The sequence below is a fragment of the Paenibacillus sp. FSL H7-0326 genome (assembly GCF_001955535.1).
Classification (GTDB): domain Bacteria; phylum Bacillota; class Bacilli; order Paenibacillales; family Paenibacillaceae; genus Paenibacillus; species Paenibacillus shunpengii.
On the sequence record NZ_MPVN01000003.1, the window covers coordinates 601,906 to 615,722 of the forward strand.

Annotated in this window: 16 protein-coding genes; 10 read left to right on the top strand and 6 right to left on the bottom strand. The window is 43.0% G+C overall.

Translation table 11 applies throughout. The features are described 5' to 3' along the window. Positions 1 to 301: 301 nt before the first annotated feature. Positions 302 to 883, top strand: a complete 582-nt coding sequence (locus BK126_RS18675) for a hypothetical protein (protein ID WP_076314035.1) — start codon at positions 302 to 304, stop codon at positions 881 to 883. 63 nt (positions 884 to 946) lie between these two features. Here BK126_RS18675 and BK126_RS18680 read toward each other — a convergent pair whose 3' ends face one another. Then, entirely contained in the window at positions 947 to 1,822 is an 876-nt protein-coding gene (locus tag BK126_RS18680; RefSeq protein ID WP_076314036.1) for an NmrA/HSCARG family protein, read from the bottom strand. Between the two features lie 163 nt (positions 1,823 to 1,985). Between BK126_RS18680 and BK126_RS18685 the strand changes: the two genes are divergently transcribed. Next, positions 1,986 to 2,330, top strand: coding sequence for a winged helix-turn-helix transcriptional regulator (locus tag BK126_RS18685; protein ID WP_256702922.1), 345 nt, complete (start codon positions 1,986 to 1,988; stop codon positions 2,328 to 2,330). A 152-nt stretch (positions 2,331 to 2,482) separates the two neighbouring features. Here the strand turns inward: BK126_RS18685 and BK126_RS18690 are convergent, their stop codons facing one another. Together BK126_RS18690 and BK126_RS18695 are read right to left on the bottom strand one after the other, a co-directional pair. Then, a complete protein-coding gene (locus BK126_RS18690) occupies positions 2,483 to 2,740 on the bottom strand; it encodes a DMT family transporter (protein WP_445321886.1) in 258 nt (85 codons plus the stop codon). Beyond that, positions 2,703 to 3,068, bottom strand: coding sequence for an SMR family transporter (locus BK126_RS18695; RefSeq protein WP_076314038.1), 366 nt, complete (start codon positions 3,066 to 3,068; stop codon positions 2,703 to 2,705). The genes BK126_RS18690 and BK126_RS18695 overlap by 38 nt, the downstream gene beginning before the upstream one ends. A gap of 549 nt (positions 3,069 to 3,617) precedes the next feature. Here BK126_RS18695 and BK126_RS18700 point away from each other — a divergent pair. From BK126_RS18700 to BK126_RS18725, 6 genes are all read left to right on the top strand, one after another. Next, positions 3,618 to 4,850: a serine hydrolase domain-containing protein gene (locus tag BK126_RS18700; RefSeq protein WP_076314123.1), complete on the top strand. Its 1,233-nt coding sequence runs from the start codon at positions 3,618 to 3,620 to the stop codon at positions 4,848 to 4,850. Between the two features lie 461 nt (positions 4,851 to 5,311). Continuing rightward, positions 5,312 to 5,662, top strand: coding sequence for an S-adenosylmethionine decarboxylase (locus BK126_RS30270; protein WP_368665075.1), 351 nt, complete (start codon positions 5,312 to 5,314; stop codon positions 5,660 to 5,662). A 188-nt stretch (positions 5,663 to 5,850) separates the two neighbouring features. Continuing rightward, positions 5,851 to 6,462, top strand: coding sequence for a TetR/AcrR family transcriptional regulator (locus tag BK126_RS18710; RefSeq protein ID WP_076314040.1), 612 nt, complete (start codon positions 5,851 to 5,853; stop codon positions 6,460 to 6,462). Positions 6,463 to 6,498: 36 nt separating this feature from the next. Then, positions 6,499 to 7,605 carry a ribosome small subunit-dependent GTPase A gene (rsgA, locus tag BK126_RS18715; protein ID WP_256702924.1) on the top strand — a complete coding sequence of 369 codons (1,107 nt, stop codon included), beginning with the start codon at positions 6,499 to 6,501 and terminating at the stop codon, positions 7,603 to 7,605. A 56-nt stretch (positions 7,606 to 7,661) separates the two neighbouring features. After that, entirely contained in the window at positions 7,662 to 8,309 is a 648-nt protein-coding gene (locus tag BK126_RS18720) for a GNAT family N-acetyltransferase (protein ID WP_076314041.1), read from the top strand. A 379-nt stretch (positions 8,310 to 8,688) separates the two neighbouring features. Further along, positions 8,689 to 9,441, top strand: coding sequence for an SDR family NAD(P)-dependent oxidoreductase (locus BK126_RS18725; RefSeq protein WP_076314042.1), 753 nt, complete (start codon positions 8,689 to 8,691; stop codon positions 9,439 to 9,441). Between the two features lie 293 nt (positions 9,442 to 9,734). Here the strand turns inward: BK126_RS18725 and BK126_RS18730 are convergent, their stop codons facing one another. The 3 genes from BK126_RS18730 to BK126_RS18740 all read right to left on the bottom strand — a co-directional run bounded on the left by BK126_RS18730 (position 9,735) and on the right by BK126_RS18740 (position 11,333). Continuing rightward, positions 9,735 to 10,151, bottom strand: coding sequence for a MerR family transcriptional regulator (locus tag BK126_RS18730; protein WP_076314043.1), 417 nt, complete (start codon positions 10,149 to 10,151; stop codon positions 9,735 to 9,737). A gap of 32 nt (positions 10,152 to 10,183) precedes the next feature. Then, a complete protein-coding gene (locus BK126_RS18735) occupies positions 10,184 to 10,573 on the bottom strand; it encodes a VOC family protein (RefSeq protein WP_076314044.1) in 390 nt (129 codons plus the stop codon). 217 nt (positions 10,574 to 10,790) lie between these two features. Further along, positions 10,791 to 11,333 carry a TetR/AcrR family transcriptional regulator gene (locus tag BK126_RS18740; RefSeq protein ID WP_076314045.1) on the bottom strand — a complete coding sequence of 181 codons (543 nt, stop codon included), beginning with the start codon at positions 11,331 to 11,333 and terminating at the stop codon, positions 10,791 to 10,793. A gap of 165 nt (positions 11,334 to 11,498) precedes the next feature. Here BK126_RS18740 and BK126_RS18745 point away from each other — a divergent pair, with 165 nt between their 5' ends. Both BK126_RS18745 and BK126_RS18750 read left to right on the top strand, forming a co-directional pair. Beyond that, positions 11,499 to 12,416, top strand: a complete 918-nt coding sequence (locus BK126_RS18745; protein ID WP_076314046.1) for an alpha/beta hydrolase — start codon at positions 11,499 to 11,501, stop codon at positions 12,414 to 12,416. Positions 12,417 to 12,795: 379 nt separating this feature from the next. Further along, positions 12,796 to 13,683 (top strand): aldo/keto reductase, encoded by an 888-nt coding sequence (locus BK126_RS18750; RefSeq protein ID WP_076314047.1) that lies wholly within the window; start codon positions 12,796 to 12,798, stop codon positions 13,681 to 13,683. Positions 13,684 to 13,817: the final 134 nt, after the last annotated feature.

Genomic DNA, 13,817 nt, shown 5'->3' on the forward strand with positions numbered 1-13,817 from the left:
ATAATTTAGATGGGCCCGCCGGATGACGGGCCTTTCTGATGTTCATTAGATTAGATTTTCGGAGCTCATTTTCTCGACTATCACGGCATCGAGCCACTCATCCCCTAACAGACTAGTATATAATTAACTTAGGAATACAATTTCAACGAACTTTAAAATTAAAAATTAAGGAGAAAAGCTAAATGAACTATGACTATAAAGCTGCTTTTTCGCAGACGGATATTACTCCCGATTTTCCTGTAGAAATGATTGGCCATTCGCCTGAGAAGAATAAAGTAAATTAAATGGTATTCATTATCCATTGAGTGCTCAAGTAGTATTGTTTGAACATCAAAATGACCGCTATTGCTTGATTGCCATAGATAGCTTAGGCCTTACCACAGCTCTATCAAATGAATTACGTGAAAGGGTTGCGGAAGCATTGGACACTACTGCCGTTAATGTTATGCTCAATTTTTCCCATACCCACTCGGCACCAGATCCTTTTTCGCCGCTTAATGGACAAAAATATTATTCGCTCCTATGTGATAGAGTGGTTTCCTGTGTAAAGGAATCGCTAGTAAATTTACAGCCATGCCTCGTCTCCTGGTCAGTTGGTGAAACAGATATAGGTGAAAACCGGCGGGACGGGTGCAGCGTTGTGGATAAGCGACTTGGAGCATTGCAATTTGTTAATGCTACTACTCAAAAATCGATTGTGATGCTATTACGGGTTGTGCACATGCCATTGCCTGCGTTTGTAGTGAAGGCGAAAAAAGATGGGGCTTCGAAGGCCGCAACTGTTGTTCCGAATGGTCCTTTTAAGATTAAACAAGGGCAAAAAGGGAAGCTCTCGAAGGCCCGCCACATGGCAGCCCTTCGCTATGCAATCGAGAGACGATAGTTCAGAACAACAAAGGGTCAGCTGATTAAGGAGGTTTGAGGTAAAGGGAGGATAGCGGGGCGATCACTCCTGCTGGAATAATGCTTTTCCTTGCCTTTCTACCCAATCCTCAAAATTCATAAGCTTTGGGTGCAAATTACGCAGTAGTTTAATATCCACTTCATATCCTTCACCATTTAACCATTCGTATAAATCGGCTAATGTTTCATTATTTTTCCGAACTGTCTCAATAGAAAGATGAACATAGCTAATAGAACGACCGGTTGCCTTAGCAATTGCTGCGGCGATATTGGGTGGAGTTAGAGCATCACCGGCAATTTCGATAGTCTTTCCCAAAAATACATCCGGATGCCTGAAGGAAATTTTTACGAAAACGCCAATGTCTTCGACAGCAATAAGTTTGACAGGAATATCTGGTTTAATCGCTTCTGTTAACGTACCATTCTGAATCCCAAACAATGAATTTGCATAATTTTCCATAAAACTTGAAGGTCTCAATATTGTTGCAGGAAGACCCAGTTTTTTTATATATTTTTCGATTTCCCACTTGGCGAGATAACGAAAGCGAGCCTGTTTGTCTGCACCGCTAACCGATGAATAGACAAAGTGGCGAACTTGTGCAGCTTTCGCCGCATCGGCAACGTTTTTACCCATTCGTAATTCTTTTTCGGTAGCTGCATCGCTCGGATTCCATTCAGGAGGCTGCACACTGAAAACTCCGTACACTCCTCGCATAGCTTCATCTAAAGAATTGCGATTCTCCATGTCCCCCTGGAAAAGTTGTGCTCCAGCCTGAGCTATGATTTTGGCTGTTAAACTTGAGGGGTCCCGGGTTAATGCTCGTACTTGCCAACCGTCTTCAAGTAATTGTCTCGTAGCTGCACCACCTTGTTGACCAGTAGCTCCAATCACTAAAATACTCCTATTATAACCAGACATAAACTTCCTCCTAAATGAATTGGTTTGGGTGTGAGTAAAGCAATATAGCATCTAATAAGCCCTGGTGAAATTGTAATTCATGAATTATAATTTTATAAGGAGGCACTTTTTTTAGTTCTACTAACAAAATGTAATTAGCTTTATTATGAAAGAGTGTGATTGCTTGAGGAGAAATGAAGAGCAAAAATGTTTTGTCGCGGTTAATGAGGCATTACAGGTGATTCATAATAAATGGGCATTTCAGGTTATTACTCAACTATATTATAGCCGCCAACGATTCAATCAACTGAGACGAAATGTCGGAGATCTAAGTGTTAAATCTTTAATCGATACTTTGCGGCATTTGGAACAATTGCAAATCGTTAATCGCGAAGTGTACCCTACAATACCCGTAAGCGTGGAATATTCCTTAACGGAAAAAGGTAAGGAATATAGAAAAGTACTGCTTCAAATGCGGGAGTGGGGAGAAAAATGGATGCTTGATTCTGAAAATGCAGAAAGACAGTAAGAGACCCCGTAGACCAGGAAAACATGAAGGCATGGCGAAATAGAAGGGGAAGTTACCATCCCATATCCATCTATACTGCACGCATTCTCCATTAACCAATAATTATTTCAAGTGCTAATATTTACAAAATAAAATATTTAATCAGTAAGTATCTATAAGGGACTTTTTGATTCCTTATAAAATAAAATGCCGATTACTGTAGCACCTACTGTCCCAATTCCAGTCCATACTGCGTAAGCAACAGACAGTGGGATTTGTTCTAGGGACATACGTAAAAGCGACAAACTGATGATAAATCCTCCAATGAGAATGATGTAGGTAAACCAGCTACCCTTTTCTGATACCTTCCTTAATCCAACAACTCTAACAATTTCAATTAAGCCTGCTAGAATCAAATATACCCAACTCAATTATTTCTTTCAAAAGGCTGATTGTTTCTTGAAACAATGCGAAATCAACAACTACCATCCCAACTACACCAATACCCGAAAATACTGCATAGGAGGTACCAACACCTAATTCCTTTACGGATTTAATGAGCAAATCAAAACTAATAATTAGCACAACCGATATCTCTTCGGTTACTGACTCTTTTTTAGATTCTGCACCTGCTTTTTTCTTTTTTGGAAATATAGTCTCTATTATCTCTAATATTAGATGAATAATTAGAATCGGTTTCCATATAGCACTAATGTTGTTAGCTATGCTATTTTTGTAAATGTTTACTCCGTGGTTCAAGAAGTTATCCTTTATTTATTCCTTATAATCCACATTTCCCAATTCAGAAAGTGGCATAGCCCAAAATTCGAACCATCAAAATTTGGATTGGAATATACGTATGCTGCTCATAGTTATTCAAAATAAAAGAATCCGCTAGTAATGTGAAGTCAATCTACTTTCTTTAACAAAACTCCTGGGATGCTTCCCCACCAAACTACATATCCTGTTTGTAAAAACTAAGCCCTTTTGCTTTCTAAAGGAGAGGAAAGCTGAAGGGAAGCTCCTAGTTATTAAAAAAGCATCACTTTCACAGATCATAAAATAGCTAATGGCAATTTTCTTATTGACAAAAATTGGTACAAAATCTACTATATTTATTGATTGATCTTGTCAATCAATAAATTATTCCAAAGTGAGGTGCTTGGTTGTATTGAAAAAATGAATCCACAGTGAAAGAACAGAAGCAGAATTCTTTATAAAGGAAAACGCCAAGCCGGGAGAGCAATTGTAGTTTGAAACAATAGGATTCATAAAAAGTAAAGTGAGGGAAATTAAATGAAAACGTTGATGGGACAAAGCAACGTAGGCTTCTCCAAAACAGGGCTGCAAAGAATGCGAGACGTGCTATCACGACATGTCGAGTCCGGGAAGATTCCTGGGTTTGTCGCCTTAATCAGCCGGAACGGTGAGACGCACGTCGAAGCAATAGGCACGATGTGCCATGACGGTGGCGCTCCAATGCGCCGGGACACGATCTTCCGGATGGCATCCACTTCCAAGATGGTTGGGGCCGCGCCAATAATGATCCTGCTTGACGAGTGTAAGTTGCATCTCGATGACCCAGTAGACCCATGGTTGCCCGAACTTGCTAACCGGCAGGTGCTGAAACAACCCAACGGTCCGCTAGACGACACGGTGCCGGCGCGGCGGCCAATCACCGTTCGGGACTTGTTGACCTCTACGTTCGGGCTCGGAGTGGATATGACGTTAATGGGCTCTCCGATCCAAAACGCGATCTTCGAAAATGGATTATTTGACACGCCAGGGCAGGAGATGCCTGAGTCAGATGAGTGGATGCGTCGCTTGGGTACTCTTCCGCTATGCTACCAGCCCGGAGAGCGGTGGCAGTATCACATGAGCAACGAAGTGCTCGGCGTACTCGTTGCCAGGGTCACGGGTCAGACATTCGAAGGGTTCCTGCGCAAACGCATCTTTGAACCGCTGGGGATGAAGGATACCGGCTTCTACGTTCCCGAAAGCAAGATTGACCGGCTGCCGCCCGCCTACGTCCCTGATCCGCAGACCGGTGAGTTCATAGTATGGGACGAGGGTGCAGGCGGACGCTACAGTAAGCCTCCGGCATTCCAAGCAGGTGGAGGTGGGTTGTTGTCAACCGTCGACGACTATCATGCGTATTTACAGATGCTGCTAAACCAAGGGATGCACGGGACCGAACGGATCCTGTCCCGGCCTGCTGTCCAGCTGATGACCACTAACCGCCTTACGCCCGAGCAACAAGCATTCCGAGACGACTTAGCAAAAAACAATGTCCATTTGTCACATGGCCAAGGGCAGCACGGCGGCTGGGGCTTCGGGATGGCGGTACGCACCTACCGCGGCGACTATGCATCCATCGGTCAGTTTGGCTGGGACGGCGGAACCGGCACCTCGGCTTATGCCGACCCGGATAAACAACTCACAGGAATCCTGCTTACCCAGGTCGGTATGTCCACCCCGGATTCGGCGCATCTTATCCACGACTTCTGGACCATGGTCTATCAGGCAATCATCGAAGACTAGCACCGTGACCTCATGTGTAGTTTCATAATTTAGCAAATACAATACTTATTTTAATTTATAATGCTTAATATATATTCCTCAAATTTCTCAATGAAGTTGTTCCTTCATCAATCGCAACTAAACAAATATTTGCCTTTATCAATGAGCACAAATTCCTTACAATATGATAAGATTTCATCATAAAAGGCATTTAGTAAGATAGAGAATTTTTGAATCAATAATACATTAATTAAATTTTATAAGGTGTTATTAAACTAACGGGACACGTTAGTTGAAAACAGTGTAGAGCAGTTTGCCGCCGGGCAGCTGCTCCTTTTTTTAAGAGCGTGCCCAGCTAAGCACGCATCTTCGGAGAAAGGGACGTTGCAGACGACCTGCTTGAAAAGATACTAAGCAGAGACAATCTGAATAAAGCCTACAAGCAGGTCAGAAGCAATCATGGGGTGCCGGAAATTGACGGGATGACCGTCGAAGCGGCACTGCCGTGGCTGCGAGAGAATAGAGACGAGCTCTTGCGAAGCATCCGGGAAGGCAATTCAATCCAAGTCCAGTGCGGCGTAAAGAGAGATTTCCAAACCCGATGGGAGCGGCGTAAGGAAGCTAGGCATCCCTACCGTTCAAGCGATAGGGAAAGTGAAAGCTTTGCGGAAAAGGGTTCCAGCCACGCGAACGGTTATGCAAGTATTGATATATACACATGTGGGAGGTATGTTCAACCAAAGTTAGCAATTCAGCACCTGTATTCATCTTTAGAGGCAAAATATAATAACTGTAGAGAACTCATAAGAGGCATAAAATCTAGTAAGTTGTAAACAACCAGTACTTTTTATCGAACAAACATTAACCCAAGGTCAATTAGGGCACGATGAAAATGATCAAAGTTTTTCGAATCAGATAGTAATCGATGTTATTCATATTGAGAGTTTCATTGACAAGTAAACGATCGTTCACTATAATTACAATTAGTAAACGATCGTTTACTACAATGGAGGTTGCATTAATGATTGATACAAAGGAAAAAATACTGATTACATCATTGCACCTATTTGCAAAAGATGGCTATGAGGCTGTTTCTGTCAGTACCATAGCAGGAGAACTAGGAATGTCAAAAGGTGCATTATATAAGCATTATAAAAACAAGCGAGATATATTTGAGTGTATTGTGGATCGTATGTACCAAAAAGACATAGAGCGTGCACAAAAATATGAATTACCAGATGAAACCTTTGATAAAGCCCCGATGACTTATCGCAACGCTTCTATCGATAATATAAAGGGATTCATTGAATCTCAATTTCACTTTTGGACAGAGGATGAATTTGCAAGTGATTTTCGGAGAATGCTGACACTTGAGCGATATCGAAGCCCTGAGATGACTGATTTATATCAAAAGATCTTAACGAGTGGCCCAGTCAGCTATATTGAAGACTTGTTTCAAGAAATGATGGATCAAAGTATTTTAAATATCAGTAACCCAAAGCAACTTGCAATTGAGTTTTATGCTCCGTTTTATCTACTAATAAGCATTTCAGATGAACTCACTAATAAAGATGAAGTAACGGTTCTCTTTTTGGAGCATGTGGATAAGTTTTTGAAAAGAAACGTTACGTAGCAGGATAAAACTAAGCCGCTATAAATGGGGTTAGGTATGCTACTCGACGAATATATAAGACAGGATTTGAACCCAGTGAATATAAATTTGAAAAACTACGGACTAAATGAACGCTTTGAACAGGAAGGTGCTACGTACATCGATTTATTTATTGCCAGAGTGGCTGAACAACACCGGGAGTTATACAAAGTTATCAGTGAGTGCGGCGAGATCGATGCCAGTGTATCAGGAAAATTCGCTTACAACGCAGATGACCAAACTAGCTTTCCCGCCGTTGGGGATTGGGTGATGATTGACCGAGTAGATGCAAAGGGCGGCAAAACAATCATTCATCACATCCTGCGCCGCAAAAGCGTTTTGTCACGGCAAGCTGCCGGTACCGAGAACGCCGGACAGATTATTGCAGCCAATATCGATACCATTTTCATTTGCATGTCGCTCAATGCAGATTTTAATATCAGGCGAATTGAGCGATATTTAACGATTGCTTGGGATAGTATGGCAACTCCGGTTATCGTCCTGACGAAGTCGGATTTGTGCGATGATTTGCCACAGAAATTGGCGGATATTGCTTCCGTGAGCATGGGCGTGGATGTAATTACCTGTTCGTCAGAAAACGGGGATGGGCTGGATGAAATTAGCACTTATGTAGGGCAAGGAAAGACAATCGCGTTTATCGGTTCATCAGGCGTCGGCAAATCTACGCTCATTAACCGCCTTATGGGGCAGGATGTGCTGAGAACAAAAGCGATACGGGAAGATGACGCAAAGGGCAGACACACCACAACGCATCGACAACTGCTGCTATTGCCGAACGGCGGCATAGTCATAGATACGCCGGGTATGCGGGAGCTACAGATCTATACGGGGAACCTGTCAAAAACCTTTGAAGACATTGAGGAAATTGCTGCCCGATGCAAATTTGGCGATTGCTCTCACGAAACAGAGCCGGGTTGTGCGATCAGAGAAGCTCTTAAAAATGAGACCCTATCCGAAAAACGGTTTGCGAGCTATAAAAAGTTACAACGAGAAATGTCCTATAGTGGATTAAGTGCCCGACAGCTTGAAAACGAGAAAATCAACAGAATGTTCGGTGGCAAGGATGAAATGAAACGATTCATCAAAAATGTAAAAAAAAGATGAGATAGCGAAAGAATAAGATGGATCAACTGAACTGTCTTACAGAAGGAGGAACAACTATGATTAACATACGTAACGAACAACCTAAGGATTATCGGCGGGTCGAGGAAATCACCCGCAAAGCATTCTGGAACTTGTACTTCCCCGGTGCAACTGAGCATTATCTTGTACATTCCATGCGCAGCCACGAGGACTATATGCCCGAATTGTCTTTTGTCATTGAAGAGAATAACGAAATCATTGGCAGCATTCATTTTACTCAAGCAAAGGTGATAACCCCTGGTGGTGAAGAAATCCCTGTTCTTTCCTTTGGGCCCGTCTCCATCACACCGGAGCGGCATCGGCAAGGACTTGGTCGCATATTGATAACACATGCTATAGAAAGCGCAAGAAAACAAGGACATCGGGCCATCGTGCTTGGTGGATTTCCCTATCATTACAAACCGTACGGGTTTGTTGGCACAAAAAAATATAATATCTCGATGCCGGATGGAAAATTTTATACGGGGGTCATGGCCCTGCCCCTTTATGATGGTGCGCTGGACGACGTGACCGGCACAATTAAATTCAGCGATGGTTTGTATCCAGATGAAAACGGGCTGGAAGCTTTTGAAGCAACTTTTCCACCGATGGAAAAGCTTTCGCTTCCCCATCAAAAAGCATTTGAGCAAGCAGCCAGTGAATTGGATGAGCAGGAGTACAAATAAGTATAGAAGATCTATTTTAAGAGCCCGCTCCCTGAGCGGGCTTTCTGTTTAGGCGGCCTAACGGACGGGCAGAAAAACAAGGAAATGAAGTGATCACTGCATGAAGAAAAAAACCTCAATATACTCGACTAGGTGGGGCTCGCTAGCTATGGTTATGTGGGAAGAAAGCTTCATCAAGTATGGATAGAAAATTTTATATTCCCATTGCATCTCCTATGGTTAGATAAACAAGAGTAAAAAATTATGTACTGATTTTTTACTAATTGTTAAACTAAAAGGGCAGTAATCTTGAAATAAAGGCAAGGTAAATGTTCCATCCCACGCTTGATACATAATAATATCCAAATATTAAAAAGAATACAGTCAGGAGGTAGAGATTGTGCAGGATTTACAAGGGAAAATTGTTCTCATTACGGGAGCCAGTTCTGGAATTGGTCAGGCGACGGCGCAATTAATGGCTTCTAGAGGGGCAAACGTTGTCATCAACTACAATACAAACGAAAAGGGAGCAACAGAAACAGTTACTGCGATTCGAGAATTGGGTGGTGAATGTATAGCTGTCCAAGCAGATGTTACTAAGAAAGACCAAGTTGAGGCAATGGTTCAAGAGGTTGTTTCGATTTATGGAGCCGTTCATGTATTGGTAAATAACGCTGGTGGAGGCATTAAGCAGAGCACATTTATGGATATGACCGAGGAACTTTGGGACGATACCTATGCGTTGAATGTAAAAAGTATCCTCTTATGTTCACAGGCGGTATTAAAAGACATGCTTCCACGAAAAAATGGTAAAATTATTAATCTTTCTTCGGCAGCGGCTCGTATTGGAGGTTCGGGCGAAAGTATCCACTACGCCTCAACAAAAGGTGCAGTAAACACGATGACAGTTGGAATGTCTAGGGAGCTTATTGAATATGGGATTATTGTAAATGGAGTCGCCCCCGGAATGGTTGAAACACCATTTCATGATAAGTTTGCCCCTAAAGATAACCGCCTCGAACGATTAGTAGCTTCCGTCCCAATGAAACGTGCTGCAACTCCACTGGAAATAGCAGAAGTCATCTGCTTCCTCGCATCAGATGTATCAAATTATATTTTGGGAGAAACCATTACCGTTGGTGGTGGGAGATGAGTGCAAGAACTTGTACCGATTACCGTATTGGACAAGAGTGCTTAAGGAGAAATTCAATCGATGATATCGTACACTCACACCACAAAAAGTTGCAATGCTAATCATGAACAATCCAAGTGATATGATTGAGTCTGGAGAAAAATGGGTGATGGTCAATCATTTTGTTCAGTGTCCAGTAGGAGTCGGGGATAAAGGTCGAACCGAAAAGCTAATAGAGATGGTTCGACCTTATGTTATGAACGATCTGGGATTGCAAAATCCATTCTTGTCGATTCGGAGCTTATTCATCCTTGCTATTCGGCGGGATTGCAGGCGGTATTGTTTAAGTCGGGATTTACAACGATCTCATGATAATTGTCGAGCTTGTAATCAATAATTCTTTGCGTCTCTATCAATCGTTCAATCTCTTTCTGAATTCTTTTCTTGTGTTCCATTAGTATGGAGACTCTCTGAGGGATAGAGGCAGCCCCTGCTTCGTAAAGATTACGGAAATGCTTCATTTCCTCCAGAGTCATGCCTGTTGCCTTGAGCCTCGTTAAGAAAACCATGCCCGCCAATTGGCTTTTGCTGTACGTTCGGTGTCCGTTTGCTTTGCGGTCGGCATGCGGAAGCAAGCCAATCTTCTCGTAATAGCGGATCGTATCCTCGGAGAGCCCCGTTAATTCGGATGCCTGTTTAATGGAACTTACAGATTCAGGAATTTCGATCACTTTGCCGCACCTCCTTATCTTCCCATTCTAACTCAAGCAGAGGCCGGTTGATACAATTCTAAGCGTTCTCCGTCCGGCCCTTGGAAGAATATGAATCTGGTTCCGTCCGCCAACGTTACTATTTTTTCGTTAATAAAAGCTACGCCAAGCTCTGCAATCCGAGCTGCTTCCTGTTCGACATCCTCTACCGTAAAGGCAATATGGTTCACGGTTCCTTCGTTTGGCAGCTCTGAATTTGTTCTTTCTACCAGCTCGATGATGAGATTCGCTTCCCCGGGAAAACCTAAAAATCCAAGACGTACGTTAGGGTTAGGCTGACGGATTTCTTTAAGCTCCATGCCAAGCACTTTCTCGTAAAATGCTGAGCTTTCGTCGATGCTTCTCACGACTACGCCTACATGCTCCAGTTTTTGAACTCCCATTATTTCGCGCCTCCAAGAAGTGGAATTTACTTGCATACTGATAATGATACAACTTGGAGTACACTCCAGATCAAGAGTGAAATTTTCGAAACCGTTACTCGTCAACTTAAAAGATTCGCTCAAGTTACGTGAATTAAGTGGTATTCAATGCCGGACGACAAATGTGAACTCAAAGAGATGTTCGAAGAATTCCGTGAGAAGGTTGGAACAGGTCATTTTAGTTCATAAGTTTCTCATATAATTGCACCACTTGCGTTGCTAAACCTTCAATATCACTATCTATTTCTTCCAGTACATAAGCCTCCAGTACTCCCATGGTTGCTGTTCCTAAAAACTTCAAGAAAACATTCCTATCAATAAGGGGACGCGAATCCTTATGAAGCTTGTTGTCTATCTCACCTGTAGTAAACGATAACAGCTTACTGCGAATTGAAGAAGCGTATTTACTTTTAAACAAAGAAGCAAAGAACAATTTATGCTGCTCAAAATAAGAGAACCATATTATCGAACCCTCTATAATCCCCATATCTTTTTTTTGGTCACATATTTCTCGCAATTGAACAATATGGTCATCTACAATCTTATCTAACAGATCATACTTATCAACATAATGAAGATAGAATGTCTTTCGACCCAAATTGGCTTGTTCCGTAATACTTTTGACCGTAATCTCGTCGAACCCTTCCTTAACTAACATTTGCAAAAAGGTCGTTTGAATCGCCTGTCGAGACTTTACAATTCTTCGATCTATTTTCTCCACACTGAAAGCCTCCTTCAGTTTGTACACACATAAAACATAATGTAAATTAACACCCATAACTCACAATGTGGTTATTGGATCAACTCTTTATTTACAATATTATAAATAAACACAAGGCGCTTAACACGCACAAGTGTAATAAAAAATGAAGGTGGTATGAAACATATGACAGTTATTAAAAAGAGAGTTTCATTCCCGGCGCATGGACTAAAAGTAGCAGCGATTTTAAATATACCAAAGCATGCTGAAGAAAAGAAACAAAACCCAGCTATTGTCTGTGTTCATCCGGGTAGCAGTTGTAAAGATCAAACGGTAGGAATTTATGCGCAGAAACTTGCTGAGCTAGGGTACGTAACCATTGTATTCGATGCATCCTATCAAGGAGAAAGCGAAGGCGAGCCTCGTTATGCCGAATACCCGGCTGCCCGTGTTGAGGATATTCGGTCTGCGGTTGATTACCTAACTACACTAGATTATGTCGACGAAAATCGTATTGGCGTGTTAGGTGTTTGTGCAGGAGGCGGATATGCTGTAAATACTGCAATGACAGAACGGCGCATCAAAGCAGTAGGTGCGGTTTCCGTCGCGAATATAGGTCGTGGATATCGTGAACTCGATCCCATCAAAATGTTGGAGCAAGTTGCCCAACAACGCACTGCTGAAGCACGCGGAGCCGATCCTCTTATTACACAATGGGTGCCTAGCAGTCACAGAGAAAGAGAAGCGGCCGGCATAATTGAATTCGACATAGTAGAAGCTGTTGATTACTACAGAACACCAAGGGGTCAGCACCCTAACTCTCCGAACAAATTGAAATTCACAAGCGTAGACTCAATCATCGCCTTTGATGCCTTCCACTTGGCAGACACTTTACTGACTCAGCCTTTGCAAATCATTGTCGGTGGCGTACAAGGAGCGTTTGGTTCATACAAGGACGGTCATGACCTTTATAACCGAGCAGCTTCTGAGAAAAAAGATTTGTTCGTTATAGAAGGGGCAGGCCATTATGACCTGTACGACAGACCAGAGCCAGTAAGTAAAGCCGTTGAAAAATTAGGTGCTTTCTTCAAAGAAAATCTTTAATATTCATGCAACACAGCCATAATCATAAAAGAAAATCTGCTCGTTCGTATTATGAGGTCAGCTAGTTTTTACTGGTTGACCTCTTTTTTCTTTAAGGGGGATGTTACGGGGAGCTGGGGTAGAACGTCTCAGCCCTTGGGGCTCAGAACCCGTGAGCTAAACTGGCGACGACGATTGGAGCCATGCCAAAAAGGCGACTACCGATGCGATCGAAAGTCACCTCTGACCAGCTGAACCTCTTCTTGGATTAGAAAATGGAAATGCTTTAGATTGATAGATTTTCCGATATCCTTTATCATGAAAGCGTTATCTGTTAGGTGCTATACCGATTGTACAATCCGGTCACTTGACCAACATATCAAATCATGAGGTGAGAAGAATGAAGTACAGAAGATTGGGTAAGACCGAACTGGATGTATCCGTTGTAGGCGTGGGCACGTGGCAGTTTGGCGGTGACTGGGGCAAGGATTATACCCAGAAAGAAGTCGATGACATTCTCTACCGGGCCAAAGAACTGGGCATTAATTTGATTGATACAGCCGAATGCTACGGACCTCACCATATGTCAGAGAAATTTATCGGCGATTTTATGTCCCGGGACCGGCGTGAGGATTGGGTGATTGCAACCAAGTTCGGTCACCAGTGGCATGCGCAATGGACAAATGCCTGGAGCGTGGATCAGATTCGTGTTCAGCTGGAAGAATCCCTGAAAGCCCTTAGAACGGATTACATCGATTTGTATCAGTTCCATTCCGGGTCGGATGAGGCGTTCGATAACGATGAGCTGTGGACTATGCTGGACAAGCAGGTGCAGGCTGGTAAAATTCGCAATCTCGGTATCTCAATCGGAAGTAACGATAATCTGCATCAGACAAGCAAGGCTACCGAGTTGAATGCGAAGGCTATTCATGTTGTGTATAACCGTCTGGACATGAAGCCGGAAGAGAGGGTATTCCCATCATGTCAGGAGCAGGATCTTGGTGTGTTGGCGAGAGTCCCGCTGGCCAGCGGCTACCTGAGCGGCAAATACAAGCCGGGCATCGTGTTCAAAGACAATGTCAGGAAGGGCCACGAGCGTGAAGAGATAGACGAGAAGCTGAAGTTGGTGAGTGAAATCCAGAAGAACGAAGTACCAGAAGGTGTCGACATGGCATCGTGGGCTCTTGCCTGGTGTTTGAAGCATCCAGCCGTTAGCTGCGTCATTCCGGGATGCAAAAGTCCGGAGCAGGTTGAAGCGAACGCCCGGGCGGCAGATCTGGAGTTGTAAGGGAGCTTAATAGACATAAGTTAAAACACAAGATAAAAAGAATCCGTATCTAACCGGACTGACCCTCGTTTGAGACAGGGATCAAAGCTCCTTTCAAGTTATGCAGCCAGTCGTCGATAATGAATCGGCGACTG